General features: G+C 63.1%; 24 protein-coding genes. 9 read left to right on the top strand and 15 right to left on the bottom strand.

Annotation, left to right across the window (positions count from 1 at the left end):
• Window positions 1–105 precede the first annotated feature (105 nt).
• The 3 genes from LVY71_RS20750 to LVY71_RS20740 all read left to right on the top strand — a co-directional run bounded on the left by LVY71_RS20750 (window position 106) and on the right by LVY71_RS20740 (window position 1,324).
• Window positions 106–732, top strand: a complete 627-nt coding sequence (locus tag LVY71_RS20750; RefSeq protein ID WP_235101822.1) for a pyridoxamine 5'-phosphate oxidase family protein — start codon at window positions 106–108, stop codon at window positions 730–732.
• Between the two features lie 23 nt (window positions 733–755).
• Window positions 756–1,076, top strand: coding sequence for a YkgJ family cysteine cluster protein (locus LVY71_RS20745; protein WP_235101821.1), 321 nt, complete (start codon window positions 756–758; stop codon window positions 1,074–1,076).
• 65 nt (window positions 1,077–1,141) lie between these two features.
• Entirely contained in the window at window positions 1,142–1,324 is a 183-nt protein-coding gene (locus tag LVY71_RS20740; RefSeq protein ID WP_235101820.1) for a hypothetical protein, read from the top strand.
• Between the two features lie 58 nt (window positions 1,325–1,382).
• Here LVY71_RS20740 and LVY71_RS20735 read toward each other — a convergent pair whose 3' ends face one another.
• The 8 genes from LVY71_RS20735 to LVY71_RS20700 all read right to left on the bottom strand — a co-directional run bounded on the left by LVY71_RS20735 (window position 1,383) and on the right by LVY71_RS20700 (window position 10,285).
• Complete coding sequence (locus LVY71_RS20735) at window positions 1,383–1,781, bottom strand: hypothetical protein (RefSeq protein ID WP_235101819.1); 399 nt, start codon at window positions 1,779–1,781, stop codon at window positions 1,383–1,385.
• Between the two features lie 407 nt (window positions 1,782–2,188).
• The gene (locus LVY71_RS20730) at window positions 2,189–2,878 is read right to left on the bottom strand and encodes a nitroreductase (protein ID WP_235101818.1); all 690 of its coding nucleotides are present in this window, start codon (window positions 2,876–2,878) and stop codon (window positions 2,189–2,191) included.
• Between the two features lie 3 nt (window positions 2,879–2,881).
• Window positions 2,882–4,126 (bottom strand): acyl-CoA dehydrogenase, encoded by a 1,245-nt coding sequence (locus LVY71_RS20725; protein ID WP_235101817.1) that lies wholly within the window; start codon window positions 4,124–4,126, stop codon window positions 2,882–2,884.
• 124 nt (window positions 4,127–4,250) lie between these two features.
• Window positions 4,251–5,378, bottom strand: a complete 1,128-nt coding sequence (locus tag LVY71_RS20720) for an acyl-CoA dehydrogenase family protein (RefSeq protein WP_235101815.1) — start codon at window positions 5,376–5,378, stop codon at window positions 4,251–4,253.
• 30 nt (window positions 5,379–5,408) lie between these two features.
• Window positions 5,409–7,310, bottom strand: a complete 1,902-nt coding sequence (locus tag LVY71_RS20715) for an AMP-binding protein (RefSeq protein ID WP_235101814.1) — start codon at window positions 7,308–7,310, stop codon at window positions 5,409–5,411.
• 184 nt (window positions 7,311–7,494) lie between these two features.
• Window positions 7,495–8,253: an SDR family NAD(P)-dependent oxidoreductase gene (locus LVY71_RS20710; RefSeq protein WP_235101813.1), complete on the bottom strand. Its 759-nt coding sequence runs from the start codon at window positions 8,251–8,253 to the stop codon at window positions 7,495–7,497.
• Window positions 8,254–8,301: 48 nt separating this feature from the next.
• A complete protein-coding gene (locus LVY71_RS20705) occupies window positions 8,302–9,426 on the bottom strand; it encodes a CaiB/BaiF CoA transferase family protein (protein ID WP_235101812.1) in 1,125 nt (374 codons plus the stop codon).
• A 133-nt stretch (window positions 9,427–9,559) separates the two neighbouring features.
• Complete coding sequence (locus LVY71_RS20700; RefSeq protein ID WP_235101811.1) at window positions 9,560–10,285, bottom strand: TetR family transcriptional regulator; 726 nt, start codon at window positions 10,283–10,285, stop codon at window positions 9,560–9,562.
• Between the two features lie 136 nt (window positions 10,286–10,421).
• On the opposite strand from LVY71_RS20700, the gene LVY71_RS20695 reads away from it, so the two are divergent.
• Together LVY71_RS20695 and LVY71_RS20690 are read left to right on the top strand one after the other, a co-directional pair.
• Complete coding sequence (locus LVY71_RS20695) at window positions 10,422–11,594, top strand: acetyl-CoA C-acetyltransferase (protein WP_235101810.1); 1,173 nt, start codon at window positions 10,422–10,424, stop codon at window positions 11,592–11,594.
• A 137-nt stretch (window positions 11,595–11,731) separates the two neighbouring features.
• A complete protein-coding gene (locus tag LVY71_RS20690; protein WP_235101809.1) occupies window positions 11,732–13,285 on the top strand; it encodes an acyl-CoA synthetase in 1,554 nt (517 codons plus the stop codon).
• Window positions 13,286–13,295: 10 nt separating this feature from the next.
• On the opposite strand, the gene LVY71_RS20685 is transcribed toward LVY71_RS20690, so the two are convergent.
• A complete protein-coding gene (locus tag LVY71_RS20685; protein ID WP_235101807.1) occupies window positions 13,296–13,913 on the bottom strand; it encodes a hypothetical protein in 618 nt (205 codons plus the stop codon).
• A gap of 166 nt (window positions 13,914–14,079) precedes the next feature.
• Between LVY71_RS20685 and putA the strand changes: the two genes are divergently transcribed.
• Entirely contained in the window at window positions 14,080–17,088 is a 3,009-nt protein-coding gene (gene putA, locus LVY71_RS20680; RefSeq protein ID WP_235101805.1) for a bifunctional proline dehydrogenase/L-glutamate gamma-semialdehyde dehydrogenase PutA, read from the top strand.
• Between the two features lie 160 nt (window positions 17,089–17,248).
• Here putA and LVY71_RS20675 read toward each other — a convergent pair whose 3' ends face one another.
• Genes LVY71_RS20675 through LVY71_RS20665 form a run of 3 tightly spaced genes read right to left on the bottom strand, consistent with a single transcriptional unit; the run spans window position 17,249 to window position 19,270 of the window.
• On the bottom strand, window positions 17,249–17,746 hold the full coding sequence (locus LVY71_RS20675) for a TPM domain-containing protein (protein ID WP_235101803.1): 498 nt from the start codon (window positions 17,744–17,746) through the stop codon (window positions 17,249–17,251).
• Window positions 17,747–17,765: 19 nt separating this feature from the next.
• A complete protein-coding gene (locus tag LVY71_RS20670; protein WP_235101802.1) occupies window positions 17,766–18,620 on the bottom strand; it encodes a TPM domain-containing protein in 855 nt (284 codons plus the stop codon).
• A gap of 20 nt (window positions 18,621–18,640) precedes the next feature.
• Window positions 18,641–19,270, bottom strand: a complete 630-nt coding sequence (locus tag LVY71_RS20665; protein WP_235101801.1) for a LemA family protein — start codon at window positions 19,268–19,270, stop codon at window positions 18,641–18,643.
• A gap of 255 nt (window positions 19,271–19,525) precedes the next feature.
• Here LVY71_RS20665 and LVY71_RS20660 point away from each other — a divergent pair, with 255 nt between their 5' ends.
• Window positions 19,526–20,383, top strand: coding sequence for an enoyl-CoA hydratase-related protein (locus LVY71_RS20660; protein ID WP_235101800.1), 858 nt, complete (start codon window positions 19,526–19,528; stop codon window positions 20,381–20,383).
• Window positions 20,384–20,387: 4 nt separating this feature from the next.
• Here LVY71_RS20660 and LVY71_RS20655 read toward each other — a convergent pair whose 3' ends face one another.
• From LVY71_RS20655 to LVY71_RS20645, 3 genes are all read right to left on the bottom strand, one after another.
• Window positions 20,388–21,683, bottom strand: coding sequence for an acetyl-CoA C-acyltransferase (locus LVY71_RS20655; protein ID WP_235101799.1), 1,296 nt, complete (start codon window positions 21,681–21,683; stop codon window positions 20,388–20,390).
• 90 nt (window positions 21,684–21,773) lie between these two features.
• Entirely contained in the window at window positions 21,774–22,412 is a 639-nt protein-coding gene (locus LVY71_RS20650; RefSeq protein WP_235101798.1) for a GNAT family N-acetyltransferase, read from the bottom strand.
• An 83-nt stretch (window positions 22,413–22,495) separates the two neighbouring features.
• The gene (locus LVY71_RS20645; RefSeq protein ID WP_235101797.1) at window positions 22,496–22,708 is read right to left on the bottom strand and encodes a DUF1127 domain-containing protein; all 213 of its coding nucleotides are present in this window, start codon (window positions 22,706–22,708) and stop codon (window positions 22,496–22,498) included.
• A 115-nt stretch (window positions 22,709–22,823) separates the two neighbouring features.
• On the opposite strand from LVY71_RS20645, the gene LVY71_RS20640 reads away from it, so the two are divergent.
• Together LVY71_RS20640 and LVY71_RS20635 are read left to right on the top strand one after the other, a co-directional pair.
• Entirely contained in the window at window positions 22,824–23,774 is a 951-nt protein-coding gene (locus LVY71_RS20640; protein WP_235101796.1) for a transcriptional regulator GcvA, read from the top strand.
• Between the two features lie 187 nt (window positions 23,775–23,961).
• Entirely contained in the window at window positions 23,962–26,109 is a 2,148-nt protein-coding gene (locus LVY71_RS20635) for a methyl-accepting chemotaxis protein (RefSeq protein WP_235101793.1), read from the top strand.
• Window positions 26,110–26,236: the final 127 nt, after the last annotated feature.

Here is a 26,236-nt window from a genome sequence, read left to right as displayed (position 1 = left end):
ATTATTTCATATCCTGCAACGATCAAGTGTCAATGATGGCGATTGCTGCGGAATAGTCCGCTCACTAGCTTGGGTTCATCCAAACGGCCGATCACGAGGTCCGCCATGACGAATACCCAGAACTATTCCAGCGACGTCGCCTTCACCCCCGCCGTGAAGGCGATCCAGGCCCGCAAGGGCTCGCGCGGCGGCTATGCCCATATGGAAGAAGGCGGCGGCTGGCGCACCGAAATCGACGAGGCGCTTGCGGCCTTCATCGGCGAGCAGACCAGCTTTTTTCTCGCGACCGCAACTGCCAATGGCCAGCCCTATATCCAGCATCGCGGCGGTCCGGCTGGCTTCATCAAAATCCTCGACAAATCGACGCTGGCCTTCGCGGACTTTCGCGGCAACCGGCAGTACATCACGCAGGGCAATCTCACTGAGAACCCGAAGGCCTATATTTTTCTGATCGATTACGTGAACCGTAGGCGGGTGAAGATCTGGGGCGAGGCGCGCGTGGTCGAGGACGATCCGACACTGACGGCGTCGCTGATGCCGAAGGATTACAAGGCCAAGCCGGAACAGGCGATCCTGTTCAGGATCACCGCATGGGACACCAACTGTCCGCAGCATATTCCGCTGAAGTTCGACGCCGCCGACGTCGCGGAGGCCATTGCCGCCCGCGACACGCGTATCACGGAACTCGAGGCGGAGGTGGCGCAGTTGAAGCAGCGGCTCTCGCCCAACTGACCGGGGCGTGCTTTACAGGGAAGATGACCGAGAGCCCCTGCCAGAGCTGCGGTGCCTGTTGCTCCTATTCGAGCAACTGGCCGCGCTTCACCATCGAGGAAGACGCTGCGCTCGACCTGATCCCCGCGAAATTCGTCAACGACCGGCTGTCCGGCATGCGCTGCGACGGTGACCGCTGCACGGCGCTGACGGGGAAGATCGGGATTTCAACGGCGTGCGGAATCTATGAGATCCGCCCGGACGTCTGCCGCACCTGCATGCCCGGCGATCCGGAATGCCTGATGGCGCGGCGGCGGTTTGGCCTTGGGGCACTGCCCGCGAGTTTCGCCGCCGGAGACCATTAATCCGGGAACGAAACGGCCCGGTCGGGCGTCAATGCTCCAAACTCCGAACAAGGGAGCATGACGCGATGCAGGAAACCGAGATCCACACCTACGCCCGGCAATTGATGGAAACCCATGGGCCGCAGGCCATCGCCCAGGCCGCGCAAAAAGCGACCGAGTGCGAAGCCGAGGGCAAGATGGAACTGGCCCGGGACTGGCGGCACGTGGAAGATGCCTTGAAAATGATGCGTGGGCCGCATCAAAGCTGAGCGGATTTCAAGCTCAAACGCCTGATGCAAAAGCCGCCGCCTGTGCGGCGGCGCTGGCTCATGCCGGCATGGCCGCGAAGTCGTCGTCCAGTTCGTCCGCCACGGGAGCGAACGTGCTGAGCGGCTTGGTCGACAGCGTGATGTTGCGGCGGCTGCCATAGGACGACGCCGCAGGCATCGATGACGGCGCCTGCCGAGACATCGCGAACAAGGTGGATCCGACGATACCGCCCTGTTCCACCAGATCGCGCTCCGTGCAGGTGGCGGCGATCGCCAGACTCATCGAGTGCAGATGGGCGCGCTTGTAGCAGAACAGCGCCAACATCGCTCTGACGTCGGATGACACCGATTCAACCAGTTGGGGAAGGCCATGTTCGCTGGCGCGATACAGGCTTCCGAGCATCTCGTCGCCCACCGGGCAAACGTCGTTCTCAAAGGCTTCGCGGCTGGACCACATTGCAAATCTCCCGAAGCACGATCCGTCAAAACTGAATTCACCTTTGCCGATCGCGCTTGATGGGAAGGATGCAATGCAATTTCCTAACGCAGAGTTAACCACGCGCCGGGCTTCGCCCGCGCGTTCACATTATGTAGAGAAATGACAACGCCGGTTCCATCCGCGATTCGCTGCGTGATTCGCGATCCAAATCAGGCGTGATCCCACGCCACCGAGGCTAGCTGAAGCCTCATGGTGAGGAGGCGCTTCTTCAGCGCCGTCTCGAACCATGAGGCGCATGCTCGATTTCTTCACCTCATCTCATCCTTCGAGACGCGCGCAAGAGCGCGCTCCTCAGGATGAGGACTGCGGCGAATGAGATACAGGCAAGCGCGTTCCTAAACGCCTTCGTCCTTATCCATCACATGCTATCCGATAAACGTCACCGTCTCGGGGATCGTCGCGCGGTTGGTGCGATAGCTGTTGGCGAGATGCGCCTCGTCCGCGTATCCGAACGAAATGCCGCAGACCACGCGACGATCGTCGGCAAGACCGAGATGCTTGCGCACCACATCGGATTGCCCCGCCAGCGCCGCCTGCGGAACGGTCGCAATGCCAAGCGCCTGCGCCGCCAGCATGAAATTGCCGACATAGCCACCGCAGTCCACCGCGCCATAAACGCCGAGCGCTTCGGCGGTGGTGATGATCGCCACATGGGGCGCGCCGAAGAAGCGGTAGTTTTCCAGCATCTGCTTTTGATAACCCGCCTTGTCGCCGCGCGGGATGCCGAGTGCGTTGTAAAGCTGGAAACCGCTCTCGCGGCGGCGATCGAGATAGACGCCCGTGTATTCGCGCGGAAACGGAAAATCCGAAGCGTGTTTGCCCTCGCTCGCGTTCTTGTACAACGCATCACCAAAGGCGCGCGTCGCATCGCCGCTGACGATGATGACCTGCCACGGCTGGCTGTTGCACCAGGACGCGGTTTTCTGCGCGGCGCTCAACACCCGCTCGATGACCGGACGGGCGACGGGTTCAGGCTTGAACGCGCGGCAGGAATAGCGCGCGCCCAATAGCTTCTCCACAACCTCGATGTCGCGACTGTCGTTTGTTGCAGACATTATCTAGCGCCCCTTGGTCGGAATGGCATTAAACGGCACATCCTTGTCGACACGAATATCACCCGGCAATCCCAACACGCGCTCGGCGATGATGTTGCGCAGGATTTCGTCGGTGCCGCCCTCGACGCGCGTTGCGGGAGAGCGCAGCAGCATCGACTGGAACTGTCCGGCTCCCGCGACGGCATCCGCATCGTTGAGCACGCCCGCCGCGCCCTGAAGATCGAGCGCGAACATCGCGATGTCCTGAAGCATCGAACCGGACACCAGCTTGCCGATGGAGTTCTCCGGTCCCGGACGCTCGCCGCGCGACAGCGCCGAGATCGAGCGGTAGCTGGTGTATTTCAGGCCGCTGGCCTTCACCGCCCAGCTTGCGAGCTTGGAGCGGACGTTCTTGTCATCGATGGCCAGACCATCCTCCAGCATCAGCTTGCTGCAAAAGTCGAACATCTCCGGCACGCCGGTCACGATACGCGCGCCGATCGACATGCGCTCGTTCATCAGCGTGGTGAGCGAGACATTCCAGCCGTCGTTCACCTTGCCGAGCCGCTGCGAGTCCGGAATTTTCACGTCGGTGAAGTACACCTCGTTGAACTCGGCCTGGCCGTTGGCCTGCTTGATCGGCTTCACCACCACGCCCGGACTTTTCATGTCCAGGAAGAACATGGTCAGGCCCTTGTGCTTGGGCTGGGCCGGATCGGTGCGTGTGATGACGATGCCGTAATCCGAGAAATGCGCGCCGGTGGTCCAGACCTTCTGGCCGTTGATGATCCAGTCGTCGCCCTTCCTCTCGGCGCGGGTGCGCAGACCCGCGACGTCGGAACCCGCCGCAGGTTCGGAGAACAACTGGCACCAGATGTTTTCCCCGGAAGCGAGCTTCGGCAGATACTTCTTTTTATCGTCCTCGCCGGCATAGGCCATCATGGTCGGGCCGCACATGCCCTGCCCGATCAGGAACACGCTTTCCAGCTTGATGAAGACGCCTTCCTCCTGCTGCCAGATCACGCGCTCGATCGGCGATGCGCCGCGACCGCCATATTCCTTCGGCCAGTGCAGGCAGGCCCAGCCGGCCTCGGCCTTCTTCTTCTGCCACTTCTTCGATTCGGTCAGGATGTCGCCGCTTCGCAGCTTGATGCGTCCGACCGACGGCTCGGACAATTCGGGCTCAAGATGTCGCGGCGCGTTGGCCTGAATCCAGGCACGGGCTTCGGCGCGAAATGCAGCTTCCTGCGGGGTGTCATCGAAATTCATGAGAGCGATCCTTCATTTTTCGTCATTCCGGACGATCCGCACTTCGCGGATCGATCCGGAATCTCATCCCAACTGGATTCCGGGTTCGCTCGAAGACGAGCGCCCCGGAATGACGTCATAAATCTCACCCCGCGTTGCGCAGGCGCATGCGGTCGATCAACTGGTTTTCCCAGTACGACAGGCTTCCGAGCGCCAGCGCGAGCGCGTTCGCGCGCCGGTAGTACAAGTGGCAGTCGAATTCCCAGGTGAAGCCCATGCCGCCGTGCACCTGGTTGTTGTTCTTGGCGCAATGCTGGAACGCCTGGGTCGCGCTGATGCGCGCGCCGGCTGCTGCTTCCGGCAACTCGGCCGCGTCGGTGGAGAGCGCCCACGCGCCATAATAGCAGTTCGAGCGCGCCAGCGTCGCCGAGACATACATGTCGGCGAGCAGATGCTTCACCGCCTGGAACGATCCGATCTGACGGCCGAAGGCGATGCGGTCGAGCGCGTAGTCGCGCCCCATCTCCAGCGCGCGGTCCGCGCCGCCGACCTGCTCGAACGCCATCAGAACGGCGGCGCGGTCGAGCACGCGGGTGAGGATGCTCCAGCCTTCGTTGGCCGCGCCGAGTGGTTCGGCTTTGGCTTTATCGAACGTGATTTCGGCCTGACCGTGCGCCTGATCGATATTCGCCAGCGATTTGCGCGTCACGCCCGCGCCGTTGAGATCGACAATGAACAAGCCAATATCGGTCTCGCGGCCGGTCGAGCCGGTGCGCGCCACGACAATGGCGAAATCCGCAATGGCTCCATCCGGCACCGGCTTCTTGGTGCCGGAGACAGCGCCCTGTGAGACCGACACGTTGATCCCCTTGGGTGACGGATTGCCCGCGCCCTCGAACAGCGCCAGCGTGCCGATGGCTTCGCCCGACGCGATCTTTGGCAGCCACTTGGCCTTCTGCTCATCGCTGCCTGCGAGCATGATGGCTTCGGTTGCAAGATAGATGGTCGATGCAAACGGCACCGGCGCGAGCACGCGGCCGATTTCCTCGGCAATCACGCACAGTTCAAGATGGCCCGCACCTGCGCCGCCGAATTCCTCCGGGATTGCCACACCGAGAAAGCCCATCTCGGCGAGGCCCTTCCACAGCGCCTTGTCATAGGGCGCCTTGCCTTCCAGCACCGAGCGCACCGCCTTCGACGGGGAATGTTCGGCGAGGTAGCGCCGCGCCTGATCGCGCAACTGCTTCTGGTCGTCGGAGAATTCGAAATTCATGGGTTTGGGACTCGCATTGTGAAGAGGAAACTATGAGAGGACGATGACATCCGGCCCCGGTTGATCTGCATAAAGCTGTTCGACCAGCGCCGCGCGGCGCTCCAGACCCGCGCGCTGGTTGATGTAACCCTTGTCGGTGAGTTCGTTGCCGTCGATGGATGGCGGCTCGGCCATCAGCATGGCGCGCGCGATCCTCATGCTGCTCGCGCCGCCACAGGCCTTGTTGTGGGTCATCAGGCCATCGCGCAGATGCATGCGCACCTTGGGATGATTAACGACCGTTTTCATAGTCGCATCCATGTCGCCAATCAGGCGGCGGCAGGCGTCGAGATTCGGCCACGCCAAAAGCCCGATGCAGGGACGATCCTGGCCCGCGACCAGCGCATCCTGAACGACCGGCGACGCCGCCGCAATCGCATCGGTGCGCAGCGAGCCGACCAGCACAAACGTGCCGGTGGTGAGCTTGAAGTCCTCGACCACGCGGCCGGAGAAGATCAGACCCTTCGCGGGATCCTCGGGATCGACAAACACGCCGGCATCGCCGATGCAATAAAAGCCTTCCTCGTCGAACGCCTTCTGGGTCAGTTCGGGCTGGCCGTAATAGCCCGGCGTGACGTTGACGCCACGCAGGCGCAATTCGTATTGCGGTCCGGCAGGCACCATTTTCAGTTCGACGCCCGGAAACGGCAGGCCGATCAGCCCGACGCGCTCGGTGTCCCAATAGGTGCCGGTGGACGTCGGCGCGGTCTCGGTCGAACCCCAGCCGGTGTAGAACACAATGCGCTCGCCGGTCGCTCGCATCGCCAGCGCCTGCACGCGCTCGTACAGATCATCCGGCAGCCGTGCGCCGCCATAAGCAATCAAACCGAGGTTCCGGAAAAAGTTGCGACACAGCGCGTCGTCCTTCTCCATCGCCGCCGCCAGCGCGGCATAGCCGGCGGGCACGTTGGCGTAATAGGTCGGAGAAATCTCGCGCAGGTTGCGCAGCGTCTCATCGATCATGCCTGGCAGCGGACGGCCGTCGTCGATATAGAGCGTGGCACCTTCGGTCAGCACCGGATTGAACAGCGCGTTGCCGCCCATGGTGTGATTCCACGGCATCCAGTCGAGATAGATGCCTTCGGAATCGCCCGGCGGGCGCGGCCGCACCTGCATCATCATGCGGGCGTTGGCGCACATCATCTTATGGGTATTGATGACGGCCTTCGGCATGCCGGTCGAACCCGAGGTGAACAGGAACTTGCCGACGGTATCCGGCGTGATCTTCGCAATCGACGCTTCGACTGCGGGCGTCACCGAAGTCGCGGCGAGATCTGCGTAAGACACGCTTTTGACATTGGCGGGCGCGCGGTCGACGTGGACCACCGTGATGCCGCGCAGATCGAGCGCGGCCAGCGCCTTCTCGAAGACAACGCCGTCCTGCACCATCACCACGGCAGGCTTGATGAGGTCGAACAGGTATTTCAGCTTGGCGTGATCCTGGCTCATCAGCGAATAGGCAGGTGAGACGGGCGCGGCCGGAATTCGCGCCTGCATCGCGGCCTGCGTTATCAGCGCATGTTCGATGGTGTTGCCGCTGAGGATCGCGAGCGGCCTGCTTTCCGGCAGCTTCATGTCGAGCAGCGCCTGCGTCAGCGCGTCGACGGTACGCTTGGCCTCGCCATAGGATAACTTGCGCCATTGCCGTTCTGGTCCCTTGCGCTGCGCCAGCCAGATGTGATCGGGGCGCAGCTTCGCCCACTTCGCCAGTGACGCCGGAATGTGCGGCTCGAATGGATCGAGCGGGATTTTCGACTTGAGAACGATCACGCCGTCGGGACGGCGCTCGACGGCGATGTCGCGCGCAAGCCATTCGATCTTGCGGAACGGCGGCTTCGAGAGCGCGGCCTCCGCGCTCTTCTCCGCCAGACAGAAACCAGAACTCGCGCTCATCGCAAACTTCCTCCCGGGAGAGCGGCGGGGGCATTCTTGTGATGCGCCCCTCACCGGCAGAGCTTGCGTCATCCTTCGAGGCTCGCCGCAAGCGCAGCTCGCACCTCAGGATGACGCATATCGTGTGCCCGTCACCCTGAGGCGCCGCCGCACAGCGACGGCCTCGAAGGGCGACAACCGTGTGTTACCGCGGCGCCATACGGATCGCGCCGTCGAGACGAATGGTCTCGCCGTTGAGCATCGGGTTCTCGACGATATGCACCGCGAGCGCGGCGTATTCGCCGGGATCGCCGAGACGCGCCGGATGCGGCACCTGCGCGCCCAGGCTCTTGCGGGCCTCTTCCGACAGGCCCATCAGCAACGGCGTCAGGAACAGGCCGGGCGCGATGGTCATGACGCGGATGTTGAGCGAGGCCAGATCGCGCGCCACCGGCAGCGTCATGCCGACGATGCCACCCTTCGACGCGGAATACGCCGCCTGGCCGATCTGACCGTCGAACGCCGCGACGCTCGCGGTGTTGATGAACACGCCGCGTTCCTCGCCGATGGTCGGCGCGGACTGCATGCGCTCGGCAACCAGACGAATGCAGTTGAACGAGCCGATCAGATTGACCTTGATGATGCGCGAGAAGTGATCGAGCGGATAGGCCCCGTTCTTGCTCACGGTCTTCACCGCGCCGCCGATGCCGGCGCAGTTCACCAGCACGCGGATCGGGCCGTGCGCCGCTTCGGCTTTCGCGATGGCTTCCTTGACCGGCGCTTCTTCCGACACGTCGCCGGTGAGTGCGAGGCCCTTGATTTCCTTGGCGACGGCTTCCGCGCCGTCCTTGTTCATGTCGATGACGGCGACCTTCGCGCCCTTCGCCGCCATGGCGCGCGCCGTCGCTGCGCCGAGGCCCGAGCCGCCGCCCGTCACGAGTACCGAAATATCCTGGAGCTGCATAATCTGTTTCCTGCCTGAGTTGCGTTGAAGGTTTCTACGAGACGTTTTCTAGACGGTCTGCGCGGCGGTTGTCTCCGACCACTGCGCAAGAATATCGGCGGCATCGACCGGCGGGACGGCAGGCGATCCCTGAATCGCGGATGGCGTGCGCGAGAAGCGCGGCGCCGGCGCAGGCTGCACATAGCCGTCGGCGGTGACGAAGGTCTGCCGCGCGGCAAGATGCGGATGCTTCGGCGCATCGAACAATCCCAGGACCGCCGCGGCACAGGCATCGGAACCTTCGAGAATCCTGGCCCATTCGTCGCGCGTTTTGGTCTTGAACAGCGCGGCCATCTTTTCCTGCACCTTCGGCCACTCGGCGCGATTCATCTGCGCGTCGTAACATTCCTCGTCGAGACCGGCGAGCTGGCGCAGCTCCGCATAGAACTGCGGCTCCAGCGCGCCGATGGCCATGAAGCCGCCGTCCTTGCACTCGTAGGTGCGATAGAACGGCGCGCCGCCGTCGAGCAAGTTGGTGCGCGGCTGTTCGGTCCAGCGGCCCGTGGCGCGCAGGCTGTGGAACATGGTCAACATGCTGGAGACGCCGTCACACATCGCGGCGTCCACAACCTGCCCCTTGCCCGAGGCGCGCGCCTCGATCACGGCAGCCAGCACGCCGACGACGAGATAGAGCGCGCCGCCGCCATAGTCGCCGACCAGATTGAGTGGCGAAACGGTCTCGCCGCTGCCGGAGCGGAACGAGTCCAGCGCGCCGGTGATCGCGATATAATTGATGTCGTGACCGGCTGCCTGCGACAGCGGCCCGGTCTGGCCCCAGCCCGTCATTCGGCCATAGACCAGACGCGGATTGCGCTTGAGCACCACGTCCGGCCCGAGGCCGAGACGCTCCATCACCTGCGGACGGAAACCCTCGATCAGTACGTCAGCGGCGGCGATCAGATCCAGCGCCTGCTCGATATGGGCCGCGCTTTTCAGATCCAGCTCGATGACCCGCCGTCCGCGATTGACGAAATCCCGCACATCGCGCTTGCCCTGCCCGGGCCGCGCGATCGACACCACGTCGGCGCCCATGTCGGACAGCAACATCGAGGCGAACGGCCCCGGTCCGATGCCAGCAAATTCGATCACGCGCACGCCGCGCAGTGGCCCCGTTGCCGCCGATTGCTCCTTCATACGCCTCTCCCGAACTCAACGTCTTTTTGTTTTGGTTTCCGAGTCCGCTCAGCTTCGCTGATGTCAAACTCACTGCTTGTTTCATTGAGCATGCCCGTCCGGACAACCTTTCGGCGTCACGATCATGCCAGTCTCATGCTTTGCCGGCGGGCTTTTCCTGAAGATCGGAGGGCATGCCAGCCTTGTCGGTCAGCAATCCCCCCAGGATCAGCTTCGTCATGTGGCTGATATATTGACGCCGCACCTCGTCGGTGATGCCGCGCGATCCGATAAAACGCGCATTCATCTGGCGACCGTAGAACAGGTGATCGCACGCGCCGTTGAGGCTGATGTAGAACAGCGCCGGATCGACCTTGCGGAACTCGCCCGCCGCGATGCCTTCTTCGAGCAGCCGGCGCAGAAAATCGAACAGCGGATTGATGAAGAAGCGGTGGACTTCTTTCGAAGTCGCCTCGCTGCCCTGATGCAGCAGCAGGTGAATCAGCCGGTTCAGATACGGCACGCGATAATAGGCGTTGATGATGCCGGCGATGTGCCGACGCATCTTCTCCGTCGGCGAGATCGGCATATCGAGCACGAAGGCGAGGTTCGCCATTTCCGCGGCGGCGTCGCGCGCCAGCAGCGCCAGCAGCAGACCATCCTTGTTGCCGAAATGGTATTTCACCAGCGCCGCATTGACGCCGGACTTCTGCGCGATCTCGCTCAGCGACACCTCGGTGGTGTTGCGCTCGATCATCAGATCGCCCGCGGCCACCAGCAGCTTGGCAGCCGTCGCATTCATCGGCGCGGCCTCCTTTTCAGGAGCCTGCTTCGACGGCGCGGAGGGCCGCGGCGCTTTTTGGGTCAGGGGCGATGACATGCATCTCTCATTATAGGGAGTAGACAGCTAAGCCGATGATGGCTCCCGGCTCAAGAGTTAATTGAGCGATTGACTAAATCTCGCCGGGCCATTTTAATCGGCCGCAACACATAACAATCAAACAGGGAGCACCACCATGGCCGAAGCCTATATCGTCGCCACCGCCCGCACCGCAGGGGGACGCAAGGGAGGCCGCCTCGCAGGCTGGCATCCGGTCGATCTCGCCGCATCCGTGCTGGACTCTTTGGTGGACCGCACCGGCGTCGATCCCGCCCAGGTCGAAGACGTGATCATGGGCTGTGTCATGCAGGCCGGCGAACAGTCGAACAACGTGGCGCGCAACGCCGTGATGGCTTCGAAACTTCCCGAAAGCGTGCCCGGCACCTCGGTCGACCGCCAGTGCGGCTCGTCGCAACAGGCGCTGCACTTTGCGGCGCAGGCGGTGATGGCCGGCACGATGGACATCGTGATCGCGGCGGGCGTCGAAGGCATGACCCGCGTGCCGATGGGACTTCCGGCCTCGCTGGCCGCCAAGAACGGCTTCGGCACCTACATGAGCCCGAACATCCAGCGGAAATATCCGAACATCCAGTTCAGCCAGTTCACCGGCGCGGAAATGATGGCGGAAAAATACGGTCTTTCGAAAGACGATCTCGACCAGTACTCCTACCAGAGCCACCAGAAGGCCATCGCGGCGACGCAGGCCGGCGCTTTCAAGGACGAGATTGTTCCGCTGAAGTTCACACGCGATGACGGCTCCAGCGACATCCACAGCATCGACGAAGGCATCCGCTTCGACGCCACCATCGAAGGCATCCGCGGCGTCAAGACGATTGCGGAAGGCGGCAAGCTCACTGCCGCCAGCGCCAGCCAGATCTGCGACGGCGCCTCCGGCGTCATGGTGGTGAACGAGAAGGGCCTCAAGGCACTCGGCATCGCGCCGCTGGCGCGCATCCACCACATGACCATGATCGGCGGCGATCCGGTCATCATGCTGGAAGCGCCGCTGCCCGCAACCCATCGCGCGCTCAAGAAGGCTGGCATGAAGATCGACGACATCGACCTGTTCGAGGTCAACGAAGCCTTCGCCTCGGTGCCGACCGCTTGGCTGAAGGATACCGGCGCGGACCCGGCGCGGCTCAACGTCAATGGCGGCGCGATCGCGCTCGGCCATCCGCTCGGCGGCTCCGGCACCAAACTGATGACCACGCTGGTCAACGCGCTGAAGCAGCGCAACAAGCGCTATGGCCTTCAGACCATGTGTGAAGGCGGCGGCATGGCCAACGTCACCATCGTCGAGCGGCTGTAACGGTCTCTTGTGAAGGGCGGGTTCAACACCCGCCCTTTTTTTCTGACGGCTGTTCACAGGCCGTCACATCGACACTTCAAAACCAATCAACGAGCGGCAAAAGCCGCCGATGCATCGGGAAACGCCGAGGGAGCCTTATGTCTCATCCGTCCATTCACGCGCAGACGACGCCCGACAAGATCGCCTATCAGATGGCGGGAAGCGGCGAAGCCGTCACCTATCGCGATCTCGACCGCCGCTCCAACCAGGGTGCGCAACTGTTCCGCTCCCTTGGCCTGCAGAAAGGCGACCACATTGCGCTATTGATGGAGAACACGCCGGTCTTCCTGGAAATCTGCTGGGCGGCGCAGCGCAGCGGACTCTACTACACGGCGATCAGCCGCTACCTCACCGCCGACGAGATCGCCTACATCGTCAAGGATTGTGGCGCGCGCGTTGTGATCACGACACCGAAGTGCGTGGAGGCTGTCGCCCCATTGATCACCGGCGCACCGGGCGAGCCGGTGTTCTACATCACCGGTCCCGCGCAGGGACAATTCAAATCGTGGGACGAGGCCATCGTCGCGCAGCCCGCGACACCGATCGCGGACGAATCCGCCGGTTACGACATGCTGTATTCGTCAGGCACGACGGGAAGGCCAAAAGGCATCAAACGCCCGCTGACGGAGCCGTCGATCCTGGTGCCCAATCCGCTGCTGAAACTGCTTTGCTCGACAATGTGCGGCATGACGGGGGACAGCGTCTATCTCTCGCCTGCGCCGCTCTATCATGCAGCTCCGCTGCGCTTCAACATGATGTGCGCGGCGCTTGGCGGCACATCGATCATCATGGAACACTTCGACGCCGAGGAATTCCTGCGGCTGGTCGAGAAGCATAAGGTGACGCAATCGCAACTCGTGCCGACCATGTTCGTGCGGATGCTCAAGCTGCCGGACGACGTGCGCAAGAAATATGACGTATCCTCGCTGAAGGGCGCGGTGCATGCCGCGGCGCCCTGCCCTGCCGATGTCAAGGCGAAGATGATCGACTGGTGGGGGCCGATTCTGATCGAGTACTACGCCGGATCGGAAGGCAACGGCGTCACGGTCTCGACCTCGAAGGACTGGCTCGCGCATCGCGGCACCGTCGGCCGCGCCGTGGTAGGATCGCTCAAGATCCTCGACGACGACGGCAACGAACTGCCCGTGGGCGAGACCGGCACGGTGTATTTCGCAGGCGGCCCGCAGTTCGCCTATCACAACGATGATGAAAAGACGAAGCGCGCCTACAACGCGCAGGGCTGGTCGACGCTGGGCGACGTCGGTTATCTCGACAGCGAGGGCTTTCTCTATCTCACCGACCGCAAGGCCTACATGATCATTTCCGGCGGCGTGAACATCTACCCGCAGGAAACCGAGGACGTGCTGATCACCCACCCCGCCGTGGCGGATGTCGCGGTGTTCGGCGTGCCGAATGAGGAAATGGGCGAAGAGGTCAAGGCCGTGGTGCAGCCGCACGACATGGCGCGCGCCGGCAAGGAACTGGAAGCCGAACTGGTTCTGTTTTGCCGCAAGCACCTGTCGCCGATCAAATGCCCGAAGAGCGTCGACTTTGAAGCGGAGCTGCCGCGCACGCCCACCGGCAAGCTGGTGAAGCGGCATCTGCGCGACCGCTACTGGGCGAAGGTGAAGAAGACCCCGGCGCAGGCGTGAGCGGCGACGCTCACTCCTCCTTCAGCCACTGCTCCACGAGCATGACATCGGGCGGCTGCGCGTAGCGCGTGGTCCACATATCGACGACCCAGTCCACGCGGCTTGCCTTTTCCGTGAGCACCGCCGTGTTGTGCGGCAACTGCATGGCCAGAATGTTGCCGCGATAACGCGGATTGCCCACCGTGTGATGCTTCAGCAAGCCCCATTCCTGCAGCACCAGCAGGAAGCTCGACACGTTGCGTGTCGCGTCCCAGCAATCATAGTTGCTGGCATCGGCGCGATTGCGGATGTCCGCCCGCGCAACTCGCGTTGTCGTGCCGATCACCGGCCCCATCCGCTTGTCGAACCAGACCACCGCCTTCTGAACCGCCGCACGCTCGGCAATCGCCGAGGCCTTGCCGGCGGCCATGAGCTGCGACAGTTGCTTCTGATCCGCGGCGGTAAAGGTCAATTCCGCCCGGCGGCGACAGACGAAGCCGTAGCAGACCGTCATTCCGTTCGGCGATGGCGGATTGATCGATACCGATGTGTAGAGTTCGTTCTGCTCGGGGCTGAGTTGCATGGCGGACGCAGGCGCGCCGAGTGCAAGACTGGCCAGGAATGCGGCAATCAGAAAAATGCGGGACATGACGCGGAACAACGTGATTTCTTGAGACCTCGGACCGCAGGACTATGGCGGATTTTCCGCGAGATCAACAGTGCGATGGCGGCCTTCGCCCACATTCGTGTGAATGCGCCGTCAATCCCGGAACCGTGTCGCTTCCCGCATCGCAATTTGCGTGTACCATGGCGTCATGGCCCGGCCGGATGTCAGCGTTCCGCTGTTTGCAGCGCCCTACGCGCCAGACGATGGCGAGATCGCCGCGCGGCTATTGTCCTTTCCGCCCCTCACCGCCGAACAGAACGCCCGCATCGAGGTCACCGCCACGCGGCTGATCGATGCCGTCCGCGCCGAGGATAGCGGCTTCGGCGGGGTCGAGGACATGCTGCGCGAATTCGCGCTTTCCACAAGAGAAGGCCTCGCCCTGATGGTGATGGCGGAGGCGCTGCTTCGCGTTCCGGATGCCGCCACCGCCGATCGCTTCATCGAGGACAAACTCGGTCAGGGCGATTTCGCCCGTCACCAGACCAGATCCCATGCGGTTCTGGTCAACGCGTCGGCATGGGCGCTCGGCCTGTCGGCGCGGATCATCCAGCCCGGCGAAACCCCGCACGGCACGATCGGCCAGATCGCGAAACGCATCGGTCTGCCCGCCGTCCGCGCCGCAACCCGGCAGGCGATGCGGCTGATGGGCAATCACTTCGTACTGGGCGAGACCATCGACGCGGCGCTCGCCCGCGCGGCCGATTACGACGGCCACCATCATCACAACCGCTATTCGTTCGACATGCTCGGCGAAGGCGCACGGACGGCGGACGATGCTACGCGCTATTTCGACTCCTACGCCTCCGCCATCGCAGAGATCGGCGCGAACGCCGGAACCATCCCGTTCCCGGACCGGCCGGGGATTTCCGTCAAACTCTCCGCGCTGCATCCGCGCTATGAGCCGCTCAGCCGCGCGCGGGTGACGGCCGAACTGGCGCCGCGCGTGCTCACGCTCGCCCAGCAGGCCAAAGCCTGCGACCTGAACTTCACAATCGATGCCGAGGAAGCCGACCGGCTCGAAATGTCGCTGGATGTGATCGGCGCGATGTTTTCGGATTCATCGCTCGACGGCTGGGACGGCTTCGGGCTGGCAATCCAAGCCTATCAAAAGCGCGCCGAAGCCGTGATCGATCATGTTTATGATCTCGCGCAGCGCACCGGCCGCCGCATGGTCGTCCGTCTGGTCAAAGGCGCCTATTGGGACACCGAGATCAAGCGCGCGCAGGAGCGCGGCCTCGACGATTATCCCGTTTTTACCCGCAAAGCGATGACTGACCTGAACTATATCGCCACTGCGCAGAAGCTGCTGAACTTGCGCCCGCACATCTTTCCCCAGTTTGCAACGCATAATGCGCTTTCGGTAGCGACCATTGCCGAGCTCGCGGGCGACGACGACAGCTTCGAGTTTCAGCGGCTACACGGCATGGGTGATGCCCTTTACGCGCAGCTTCACGCCGACAAGCCGGCACTGTCACTGCGCACCTACGCGCCGGTCGGCAATCACCGCGATCTGCTGGCCTATCTGGTGCGGCGGCTTTTGGAGAACGGCGCGAACTCCTCCTTCGTGGCGCAAGCGGCGGACGACAGCATCCCCGTCGCTTCATTGCTCCGGCGCCCGGAGCAGATCATCGCAACGCCCGATCAGGCGCGCCCCGCAAACCTGCCGCTGCCGCGCGACCTCTATCTGCCGCGCGTGAACTCACGCGGCATCGAATTCGGTGATCGCGCGGCGCTCGACGGGTTGCTGCAATCGGTCGCGAGCGCGATCGAGCCGTCCGGCGACGTCAAGAACGTGACCGAGGCGGAGGCCGCCATTGCCATCGGCCTCGCCCGCACGGGATTCGCGTTCTGGAGCCGGACGCCGGCGCAAATACGCGCCACGGCGCTCGAACGCGCCGCAGATCTATTTCAGCAACGGATGCCGCGCTTCGCCGCACTGTTGCAGGACGAAGGCGGCAAGACCATCGACGACGCCGTCTCGGAGGTCCGCGAGGCCATCGACTTCTGCCGCTACTACGCGATGGAAGGACGCAAGCTGTTCGGCGATGGCGTGCCGCTGCCCGGCCCGACCGGGGAGAGCAACACGCTGCGGCTGCGCGGACGCGGCGTGATGATCGCAATCTCGCCGTGGAATTTTCCGCTGGCGATTTTTGCGGGACAGGTCGCCGCGTGCCTGATGGCCGGCAACGCCGTTGTCGCCAAGCCCGCCGAACAGACGCCACGCATCGCGGCGGAAGCCGTAGCCCTGCTGCATGAGGCGGGCATTCCGGATTCGGCACTGCATCTCGTCCAGGGCGACGGCACAATCGGCGCGGCGCTGGTGGCAGACACGCATATCTCCGGCGTGGTGTTTACCGGCTCGACCGACGTGGCGCGCTCCATCAATCGCACGCTGGCGGCAAAGGATGGTCCGATCGTGCCGCTGATCGCGGAAACCGGCGGCATCAACGCCATGATCGTCGATGCAACCGCCCTGCCCGAGCAGGTCGCCGATGACGTCGTAACCTCGGCGTTCCGCTCCGCAGGCCAGCGCTGCTCGGCGCTGCGCCTGTTATTCGTGCAGGAGGATGTCGCCGACCGGATGATCGAGATGATCGCGGGCGCAGCACGTGAACTTCAGCTGGGTGATCCGCGCGATCCGGCGACCAATATCGGCCCGGTGATCGATACCGAGGCGAAAGCACGGCTCGATGCCCATATCGTGCGGATGATCCACAGCGCGCGCGTGCATTTTGCGGGTGAAGCGCCTCCCGGCAACTTCGTCGCGCCGCATGTCTTCGAACTCAAAGGCGCTGAGGAACTGACGGAAGAAGTTTTCGGTCCGATCCTGCATGTGGTGCGCTACAAGGCGGCGGATCTCGAGCGCGTGCTGCAATCCATCGCGGCCAGCGGCTATGGCCTGACGCTCGGGATTCATTCGCGCATCGACGATACGGTTGAAGCGGCAGTTGACCGGCTCAGCGTCGGCAATGTCTATGTCAACCGCAACATGATCGGCGCCGTGGTCGGGGTGCAGCCGTTCGGCGGACATGGGCTTTCAGGGACAGGCCCGAAAGCCGGTGGGCCGTATTATCTGCCGCGCCTCGCCACCGAACAGACGGTGACGATCAATACGGCCGCTGCGGGCGGCAATGTCGGGCTGATGACAGGGGAGTAGGAGTGCGGTGCGCAACCTTTACGGATGGTCATTGCCGGGCTTGACCCGGCAATCCATCTTCTTCCAAAAATTGGATGAAGAGCGACCGATGCGCTGGTCATAGGCGAGCGCAAGCGACTCCGTTCTTCGAACGGCTATGCCCCGCGCATGACATATCAATCTATAGTACCACCGGCTCGTCCGGAAGTTCGTTCGGATGCTTCCCCGCCGCCGGGAAATGCTTCGCCAGCAACTGCGTGGCGGCGGCGATGCCTTTCAGCACACCGCCCTCGTAATTTCCGGCGCGGAATTCCGCCTCCATGATGCGGCAGATTTTTTCCCAGTCCGTCTGCACCACCTTCTCACTGATGCCGCGGTCGGCGACAATCTCCACATCGCGGTCCGCGATCAGAAGATAGATCAGGATGCCGTTGCGATCCACCGTGTCCCAGAGCCGCAGCTCTGAAAACACATCGATAGCGCGGTCGCGCGCCGGCTGATCCTTGAAGAGCGGTCTGCCGTCGAGCGCACCTTCCACCGCGAAGCGGATCTGGCCGGCATGGCTTGCCTCGCTTGTCTTGATGGCCTTCTCGATATTGGCCAGCGCCTGGCGCGGAAACGCGCGCCGGACCCGCCAACGATTGAGAAGAAGATGCTTTCCGATGCGCTTGATACCCATGATTGTCAGATACCTGCCGCTACCAGTTGCCCGAGGCGCCGCCGCCGCCGAAGCTGCCGCCGCCTCCGCCGAACCCGCCACCCGAACTGCTTGAGCTGCCCGAACTGAAGCCGCCGCTGGAGCGGCCGCCGCCTCCGGAGGACACCAGCGCGTCGCCGATCAATGTAAGCACGAACACGATCAGGGCGGCGATGGCCGCGAGTGGCAATGTGCCGATCAGAAGCCACATCACGATGCCGATGCCGCCGCCGGCGATCAGCGCGCCGAGCAGCCGCCCGAAGATCGCGCGGAAAATTCCGCCAGCGAACAGCGTGCCGATGAACAGGAACGGAAAATATTCGCCGATCGCGCTGAGGTCGGGCAGTTCGCCCTCGGGCTTCGGCGCGGGTAACGGCTCGCCGTCGATGACTTTCAGGATGCGGTCGACGCCGTCGGAAATGCCGCCGGCGAAATCGCCGCTGCGGAACTTCGGCGTGATGATCTCGTCGATGATGCGCTTCGACGTCGCATCGGTCAGCGCGCCTTCCAGGCCGTAGCCCACCTCGATACGCAGTTTGCGGTCATTCTTGGCGACAATCAGCAGCGCGCCGTCGTCCACCTTCTTGCGTCCGAGCTTCCATTGCTCGACCACGCGCAGCGAATACTGCTCGATGGTTTCCGGCTGCGTCGTCGGCACGATCAGCACCGCCAACTGGCTGCCCTTGCGATCCTCGAAATCCTTCAGCTTCTGTTCGAGAGTGGCAGCCTGATCGGATGACAGCGTCGCCGTCAGATCGACGACGCGGCCGGTCAGCGGCGGCACCGCGACGTCCGCCCAACCGGCGGACGCGAAGCACAGCAGGAACGCGAGAATGACCGCCTTGACCGCTTTCATAGCGGGCGCTCTTTGCGCCGCTACTTTGCAGGCGCTGGTGTGGCTGGAGCAGTGGCCGGCGGCACGTTGAAATCGACCTTCGGCGCGGTGGAGATCGACTTCTCGTTTTCGACCGTGAAGTTGGGCTTTTCCTTGTAGCCGAACACCATGGCCGTCAGATTGTTCGGGAAGGTGCGGATGCCGACATTATAGTCCTGCACCGCCTTGATATAACGATTGCGCGCCACGGCGATGCGGTTTTCGGTGCCCTCAAGCTGCGCCACTAAATCTCGGAACAGTTGATCCGACTTGAGCTGCGGATAATTTTCCGTCGTCACCAAGAGGCGCGACAATGCGCCGGTCAACTCGCCCTGCGCGGCCTGGAATTTCTGGAACGCGGCCGGATCATTGAGAACTTCCGGCGTAACCTGGATGGTGCCGACCTTGGCGCGTGCGTTGGTGACACCGAGCAGGACGTCCTTTTCCTGCTGGGCAAAACCCTTCACCGAATTGACGAGGTTCGGCACCAGATCGGCGCGGCGCTGATACTGGTTCACCACCTCGGACCAGCTCGACTTTACCGATTCATCGTTCTGCTGGATCGCATTATATCCGCAATTGGTGAGGCTCAGCGACGCGAGCGCTGCGAGGACCGTCAAAATCTTGCGCATGGAATGATCTCCGAAATGAACCAGCAAGCGACCATAAGGTGGCCGTGTGACGATCAGCATACACGCCTGGCGCGGCGGGGTCATTGTTTCGACCACGCTCTTTTTAGCTACTTTGTTCTTGAATGGCCGATGAATGCGCGCTGCGCGGCGGGTTTCAAACCTCGCGCAACATGACTGGGTTGCGCGAGGTTTCGCTGGAAAACCGGCATTGTTGCGTTCACAGTTCTGTTTCGAAACCAACATCGGAACAGCGCCATGACCGTCACAGCCACTGTCCCCATCAGCGCCAACACCGTGATCGACACCGGCACGGACGAACTGCTCTGCGAAGTGCGCGACCGCGTCGCCGTCATCACGCTCAACCGCCCGCAGGCGCGGAATTCGCTCTCCGACAATCTGACGCCTGCGCTGCGCCGGATGATCAAGCTGTGCGGCGAAGACGCCAATGTCGGCGCGCTGCTGATCACAGGCGCGGGCGCGGCGTTCTGTGCCGGTGGTGACGTCAAGGGCATGGGCGGCAAACCCGGCAGCAGCAACGCACCCGAACTGACATTCGACCAGAAGGTTGCGCGTCTGCAGGAGCGCCAGCGCACGCTGACCGGCGTTCTGGTCAATGTCCGCAAACCGACCATCGCGGCCCTGCCGGGTCCAGCGGCGGGAGCGGGCCTTTCGCTGGCGCTGGCCTGCGACCTGCGCATTGCGGCGGAGTCCGCCTTCGTCACCACGGCCTATGTGAAAATTGGTCTCAGCGGCGACTACGGTATGTCGTGGCTGCTGACGCGCCTCGTCGGCACGTCGCGGGCGCGCGAGCTGATGTTCTTCGGCGAGAAGATCGATGCGAAGCGCTGCGAGACGCTTGGCCTTGTCAACCGCGTGGTGCCCGACGACCGGCTGCGCGACGAAGCCTTCGCCTGGGCAAAGACGCTTGCCGAAGGTCCGTCGACAGCCTTGCGGCTAATGAAGGACAATCTCGACGAGGCGCTGATGAACGATTTCCTCACCTCGCTCGATCACGAAGCCGAACGAATGGTGCGCACCGCCGGAACCGCCGATCACAAGGAAGCGGTGAAAGCCTTCGTCGAAAAGCGCAAGCCGGTGTTCAGGAACGGCTGAGACGCTACGCGGCTTCCAGCAGCGCCACGGTCCCCTGCCCGCCGTCGGCGCAGATGCTGACGATGGCGCGGCTGCCCTTCGGCATCGCGGCCAGCGCCTTGACCGCCTGACTGAGGATTCGCGCGCCGGTCGCGCCGAACGGATGCCCGAGCGCGGTGGAGCCGCCGTTCGGATTCATGCGCTCGCGCGGAAACTTGCCGAATTCTCCGGTCACGCCCGCCTTGTCACGGATGAACTCGGGGCTTTCCAGCGCCTTGATATGCGCCAGCACCTGAGCGGCGAACGCTTCGTGAATTTCCCAGAGATGGATGTCCGCATAGGTCAGTCCCTGCCGCTTCAGCAGACGCGGGATCGCGTAAGGCGGCGCCATCAGGAGACCTTCGGTGCGGAAATCCACCGACGCCATTTCCCAGTCCACCAGTTTCACGCGGGGCGTGCTCGCAGGCAGCCTTGTGAGACCCGCCGTCGAAGCGACCCAGATGCTCGACGCGCCGTCGGTCAGTGGCGACGAGTTGCCCGCGGTCAGCGTGCCCTTGCCGCTGGTGCGGTCGAACGACGGCGACAGCCGCGCCAGTTTCTCCAGCGATGTATCCTTGCGCGGAATGGTGTCGCGCTTCACCCCGCCGAACGGAATCACGAGATCGTCGAAGAAGCCGCGATCCCACGCCGCGACCGCGCGCTGATGGCTTTCCAGCGCGATCTGGTCCTGCGCCTCGCGCGAGATGTTCCAGACCTTGGCGGTGATCTCGGTATGCTCGCCCATGCTCATGCCGGTGGTGCGGTTGCTGACCGCCGGAATGTAGAGGCGCACGTCGCTGAGCTTGAGATCGATGGCGTGGCTGAGCTTCTGGCCGAGCGAGCGGGCGGTCTGGAACTGGCGCACCCAGTTCGACAACGATGTGCCGAGGCCAAGCTGCACCTGGCTGAGACTGTCGACGCCGCCGACCAGCGCGAGATTGCGCACCTCGCCGTCGATTAAGCCTGCGGCCTCGAACACGCCCATCATGCTGGTCGAGCAGGCCATCACGGTGGAAGTGGCCGGCACCGTGGCGTCGACGCCGGCATCCATGAGAATTTCGCGGGCGATGTTGCTCCAGGTCAGGTTGGGAACGACGTTGCCCCAGACCGCGAAGTCCGGCTTGCCGCCGCCAAGGCGATCGATCATGTGCTTGACCACCGGCACCGACAGCGCGATAGCGTCGACGCCGCTCAAGGGGCCATCGACCTTGGCAAACGGCGTGCGGACGCCCGCCGCCAGCCAGATGTCGTTTCCTGCATCGGTTTTGGTGGATTGCGCCATCGGGGACAACTCCTGGATCGAACGCCTTACAGGGCGCTCCGCGACACTATTCGATCCAGCCAACAGCACACAAGCGAGGCGGCGCGGCGATCAGCCAGCAGCCTGCAACGCGCCCTTCAGCGGCCAGCCGGCGGCAGCCGCCTGTTTCCAGCTTTCGCAGGGGATTTCAGCCGCACGATGCAGCGGCTTCTCGAAACGAGCCAGTCGCCAATCATTCGGCGCCTGCGCGAACGAATAGCCGAGCTTGCGCGCGAGACCGATCATCTGATCGTTGTTGCGTAGCGTCTCTCCGAACAGCCGTTGCGCGCCCAGCGCGGCCGAGCGGCATTCGAGATTCGCCATCATCGCCGCACCGATCCCCTGGCCCTGCCAGCGGTCGCCGATCGACAATCCCATTTCGCCGTCTCCCGTTTCCGCGTCAAAGCTGTAACGGGCTTCGCCAACGATGGTGTCGACGCCATCGACCTTCATATCGGCAACGACGGCGAAGCTATTGCCTTCACCCACATGCAGCGCCTTGTCGAGTTCGGACGGCGGCAGCTCGCTCGCAGCCCCTAACAGGCGATTGTAACGCGAACGCGTCGACAGCGACCGGAAATAATCCAGCAGCGCATCCGCATCGCGCAACTCCAGGAAGCGCACAGCCAGCGTCTTGCCGCCTTTCAGCCGAAGCACATCGGTATAGCGGCCAAGGTTACTCAGAGTGAAGCGATCCGCAGCGGCGAGCATGGCACGGCTCCGTCGATAAGGTGTGAGGATCATGAGAAAAATGCGGGCCCGATTCGGAGGAACGGATCAGGCTCGCGCGCAGTTCACGCCTGCCAGAACGGCTTGTTGGCCTCACAGGCGAAATCACTCCAGCTTGCACCGACATCGTGGAAGTCCTTGTCGGAGAGCTGGGTCAATTCCACGCGGCGCTGGTAGCGCTGCCGCCAGGTGTGCAGCACATCCGCAATCGAGGTGAGCGGGTGAGCGAAGAAATCATGATGATGATTTGTCATCAGATCGTTGGTGCAGATGGACATGATAGCCTCCTAAAAACGAATTCGATGCTTGCAATATCGGAGTGAAAAGGCTTGTTGACAAACGACAGCTTGTCCTCCTTATTATGATATAATCTCATGTATAGAGGGGTATCAAATGACCGCCAGACTGCCCTCCCTGAACGGCTTGCGCGCCTTCGAGGCCGCCGCGCGGCACTTGTCCTTCACCAAGGCGGCAGCGGAGCTGAACGTTACCCAGACCGCCATCAGCCATCAGATCCGACGGCTGGAGGAAGAACTCGGCCTCCGGTTGTTCGTCCGCCAAAGCCGCGCGCTGGCGCTGACCCCGCAGGCCGCCGAGTACCTGCCCAGCATCCGTGCTGCATTTCAGGACCTGCGCACCGCCACCGACCGGCTGCTGCGCACCGGCAACGACCGCGTGCTGACGGTGAGCACGCTGACCTCGCTTGCGGTGAAGTGGCTGCTGCCGCGGCTGTCGCCGTTTCAGGAACAGCATCCGGAGATCGACGTCCGCATCACCACCTCGACCGAACTGGTCGACTTCCGCAGCAGCAATGTCGACGCCGCGATCCGCTATGGGCGCGGACAATGGCCCGGGCTGCGCGCCGAGTGGCTGATGGCCGAGGATCTGTTTCCGGTGTGCAGCCCGAAGCTGATGACCGGCGAGCGCGCGCTGTTGAAACCGGAGGATCTCTCACGCGTCACGCTGCTGCATACCGCGACGACGCGGGACGACTGGCGCATATGGTTGACCGCGGCTGGTCTGCCGGTAGAGATCGCGCAAAGCCCGGGCATGACATTCGATCTGGCGTTCATGACCGTGCAGGCCGCCATCGACGGCCTCGGCGTCGCCATGGGTCACACGGCCTATGTCGCCGACGATATTGCCAAAGGACGTCTCGTCGTCCCGTTCGACATCGTGACGCCGTCCGCGGGCTACTACTTCGTCACGCCGCAGGACCAGGCCACGACGCCAGCCATCGGCGCATTCCGTGAGTGGCTGATCGAGACCGCAAAGATGCGGCCGGTGCCGGACGCGATCCGCACGGGCGGAATGATCTCAGGTCAACCTGTCGCAGCGCCTTAACGAAACGTAAACACCGCGCGGCGCGGATCGCGATCTGCTGCACATACTGCGCTGCGGGCGGGCGTCTGCATTGCAGATCTGCGCGAAATTTTTGGCAGAAAACTCCCCCGGTTCCCGAAATTTTTAACCAGCCGTCCCGATACTGCCGCCGCATGTACATCTGCGGAATGCGGGGGCTAGAACAGCTATGGGTTGGAAACTTGGTTTCGGAAAAAAAATGTTTCGCTTCAAGATGCCGAGCCTCGCGCTCGGCGTTCGGGGAAGCCTTTTTCTTGCCTTCGCGGTCATCGCGGGCATGGCGATCATCATCAGCGTCAGCGCCAGTGTGATGCTGGGCCAGCTCGGCGGCATGATGAATACCCTCAGCGGACATGATATTCCGCGCCTCGCAGCCAGCCTTCAGCTCTCGGCGCAGAGCACCAGCCTCTCCAATCAGGGCCAGGCCCTGCTCGGCTCAGACAGCGATGCAACGCTGAAAGAGCGTACCGCTGAAATGCAGAACACCCAGCGGATCGTTGCGGAGAAACTGGCCGAGATCGCGCGGCTCGGAGCCGACAAGCCGGTCATGGACGCGATGACCGAAACCAGCAAGAGCATCGGCGATATGGTCGGCAGCATCGGAGCCGCCGCGAAGGAACGGCTCGAGGTGGCGGCAATGCGTGAGACCCAGGCCGCCGCCTTGCGCAAGGCGCATACCGAATTCCTGTCCGCAGCAACCCTTGCCATGCTCGATGCGCAGACCCAGATGAACGCCATTCTGGGGTCCGCCAACTTCTCGCAGAGCGATGCACTGGATGCGGCGCGGGCGATCGACCTGCTCGGTAACGTCATCACCGACAGCAACCTGATGGCATCCGACCTGACCGCGGCTCTTGCCGCGCCGAGCAGCGATGCTCTGGCAGCGCTTCAGGAAGCTTTCGAGGCGAAGAAGAAAAGCGCACTCTACAAACTCGGCAATATGAAAAAGGATGATCCCGGCGAAACGATCCGTGAGCCGCTGCTCAAGGTTATCGCGCTGTCGGAAGGCAAGATGGGTGTCTTCAAGGTTCGCCAGAAGGAGATGGACACCAACGAATACGGCCAGCTGATCGTTGACGAAACGCGCAAGCTGAATCGCGGCCTAGAAATGAGCGTCAAGAAGCTCGTCGAGGACGTGCAGGCCCATACCACCGAGGTCACCACCCAGGCTGGTAGCCAGATCACGCTGGCGACGATGGTGATGCTGGCACTCGGCGCACTTACGCTGGTCGGATCCGCGGTGTTCGTCTGGCTCTATGTCGGCCGCAATATCCTGGGCCGCATCCGCAACCTGCAAGATGTGATGCGCCGGTTGTCCGAGGGCGATCTGGAAGCCGAAGTCCGGCGCAGCCGCCAGCAGGATGAAATCGCCGTCATGGCTGGCTCGCTGGAAGTGTTCCGCGAAAGCATGATCCGCTCACGCACCCTCAGCAGCGAACAGGATCTGGATCGCGCTGCCAAGGCCGAACGCGCCTCGCGCATCGAAACCCAGATCATGCACTTCGAAGACAAGGTCCGTGCGGCGCTCGACAGCCTGATGACGTCCGCCAACACCATGCAGTCGACAGCGGAAAGCATGTCCACCAGCGCCGAGCATTCCAGCGCGCTGGTAAGCACCGTCGCGTCCGCGGCGGAGGAGACTTCGGTCAACGTGCAGACCGTGTCGGCCGGCACCGAAGAGCTGTCGTCGTCGATCCAGGAGATCGGCCGTCAGGTTTCGAACTCGACCAAGATCGCCGCCAACGCCGTCAGCGAAGCGGGCAAGACCGATGCGACCATGCAGGGCCTCGCCGAAAACGCCAACCGCATCAGCAGCGTCGTCGACCTGATTCAGGAAATCGCATCGCAGACCAACCTGCTCGCGCTCAACGCCACCATCGAGGCGGCCCGCGCGGGTGAAGCCGGCCGCGGTTTCGCGGTCGTTGCATCCGAAGTGAAGAGTCTCGCCGAGCAGACGGCGAAAGCGACCGACGAAATCCGCGCGCAGATCTCCAGCATGCAGAACGTCACGGCGTCCGCGGTCGGCGCGATCCGCAGCATCGGGTCCACCATCGGCGAGATCAACGAGGTCACCACCGCCATCGCCGCCGCCGTCGAGGAACAGGGTGCGGCAACGCGCGAGATCGCCCGCAACATTCAGCATGCCGCGAGCGGCACCTCGGAAGTGTCGAGCAACATCGTCGGTGTCAGCCAGGCCTCGATCGAGGCGGGCACCGCGGCGACCGAGGTGCTCAACGCATCGGGCGAGCTTCGCCGCGAAGCGGATATCCTGCGCGCCGAGGTTGATGCCTTCCTGCTCAATATCCGGGCCGCGTAGTCGTCCACACGCGGAACATCAGCATTTTCCGGCCGGGCCACACCCGGCCGGAAACTCCAGAACACTCACGAATCCTGCTCGCAAATCACTGCCCGTTCTTGTGGTTACACGCTGCATGGCGGCCTCG

Origin of the sequence: Bradyrhizobium sp. G127 (genome assembly GCF_021502575.1) — a bacterium.
Taxonomy (GTDB): domain Bacteria; phylum Pseudomonadota; class Alphaproteobacteria; order Rhizobiales; family Xanthobacteraceae; genus Afipia.
Note: the sequence above shows the minus strand (reverse complement) of the source record. Positions and strands in the feature narration are given on the sequence as shown.

Coding starts and splice junctions, on each gene's coding strand:
- LVY71_RS20750 (WP_235101822.1), top strand. CDS start 106: ATGACGAATACCCAGAACTATTCCAGCGACGTCGCCTTCACCCCCGCC.
- LVY71_RS20745 (WP_235101821.1), top strand. CDS start 756: ATGACCGAGAGCCCCTGCCAGAGCTGCGGTGCCTGTTGCTCCTATTCG.
- LVY71_RS20740 (WP_235101820.1), top strand. CDS start 1,142: ATGCAGGAAACCGAGATCCACACCTACGCCCGGCAATTGATGGAAACC.
- LVY71_RS20735 (WP_235101819.1), bottom strand. CDS start 1,781: ATGTGGTCCAGCCGCGAAGCCTTTGAGAACGACGTTTGCCCGGTGGGC.
- LVY71_RS20730 (WP_235101818.1), bottom strand. CDS start 2,878: ATGTCTGCAACAAACGACAGTCGCGACATCGAGGTTGTGGAGAAGCTA.
- LVY71_RS20725 (WP_235101817.1), bottom strand. CDS start 4,126: ATGAATTTCGATGACACCCCGCAGGAAGCTGCATTTCGCGCCGAAGCC.
- LVY71_RS20720 (WP_235101815.1), bottom strand. CDS start 5,378: ATGAATTTCGAATTCTCCGACGACCAGAAGCAGTTGCGCGATCAGGCG.
- LVY71_RS20715 (WP_235101814.1), bottom strand. CDS start 7,310: ATGAGCGCGAGTTCTGGTTTCTGTCTGGCGGAGAAGAGCGCGGAGGCC.
- LVY71_RS20710 (WP_235101813.1), bottom strand. CDS start 8,253: ATGCAGCTCCAGGATATTTCGGTACTCGTGACGGGCGGCGGCTCGGGC.
- LVY71_RS20705 (WP_235101812.1), bottom strand. CDS start 9,426: ATGAAGGAGCAATCGGCGGCAACGGGGCCACTGCGCGGCGTGCGCGTG.
- LVY71_RS20700 (WP_235101811.1), bottom strand. CDS start 10,285: ATGTCATCGCCCCTGACCCAAAAAGCGCCGCGGCCCTCCGCGCCGTCG.
- LVY71_RS20695 (WP_235101810.1), top strand. CDS start 10,422: ATGGCCGAAGCCTATATCGTCGCCACCGCCCGCACCGCAGGGGGACGC.
- LVY71_RS20690 (WP_235101809.1), top strand. CDS start 11,732: ATGTCTCATCCGTCCATTCACGCGCAGACGACGCCCGACAAGATCGCC.
- LVY71_RS20685 (WP_235101807.1), bottom strand. CDS start 13,913: ATGTCCCGCATTTTTCTGATTGCCGCATTCCTGGCCAGTCTTGCACTC.
- putA (WP_235101805.1), top strand. CDS start 14,080: ATGGCCCGGCCGGATGTCAGCGTTCCGCTGTTTGCAGCGCCCTACGCG.
- LVY71_RS20675 (WP_235101803.1), bottom strand. CDS start 17,746: ATGGGTATCAAGCGCATCGGAAAGCATCTTCTTCTCAATCGTTGGCGG.
- LVY71_RS20670 (WP_235101802.1), bottom strand. CDS start 18,620: ATGAAAGCGGTCAAGGCGGTCATTCTCGCGTTCCTGCTGTGCTTCGCG.
- LVY71_RS20665 (WP_235101801.1), bottom strand. CDS start 19,270: ATGCGCAAGATTTTGACGGTCCTCGCAGCGCTCGCGTCGCTGAGCCTC.
- LVY71_RS20660 (WP_235101800.1), top strand. CDS start 19,526: ATGACCGTCACAGCCACTGTCCCCATCAGCGCCAACACCGTGATCGAC.
- LVY71_RS20655 (WP_235101799.1), bottom strand. CDS start 21,683: ATGGCGCAATCCACCAAAACCGATGCAGGAAACGACATCTGGCTGGCG.
- LVY71_RS20650 (WP_235101798.1), bottom strand. CDS start 22,412: ATGCTCGCCGCTGCGGATCGCTTCACTCTGAGTAACCTTGGCCGCTAT.
- LVY71_RS20645 (WP_235101797.1), bottom strand. CDS start 22,708: ATGTCCATCTGCACCAACGATCTGATGACAAATCATCATCATGATTTC.
- LVY71_RS20640 (WP_235101796.1), top strand. CDS start 22,824: ATGACCGCCAGACTGCCCTCCCTGAACGGCTTGCGCGCCTTCGAGGCC.
- LVY71_RS20635 (WP_235101793.1), top strand. CDS start 23,962: ATGGGTTGGAAACTTGGTTTCGGAAAAAAAATGTTTCGCTTCAAGATG.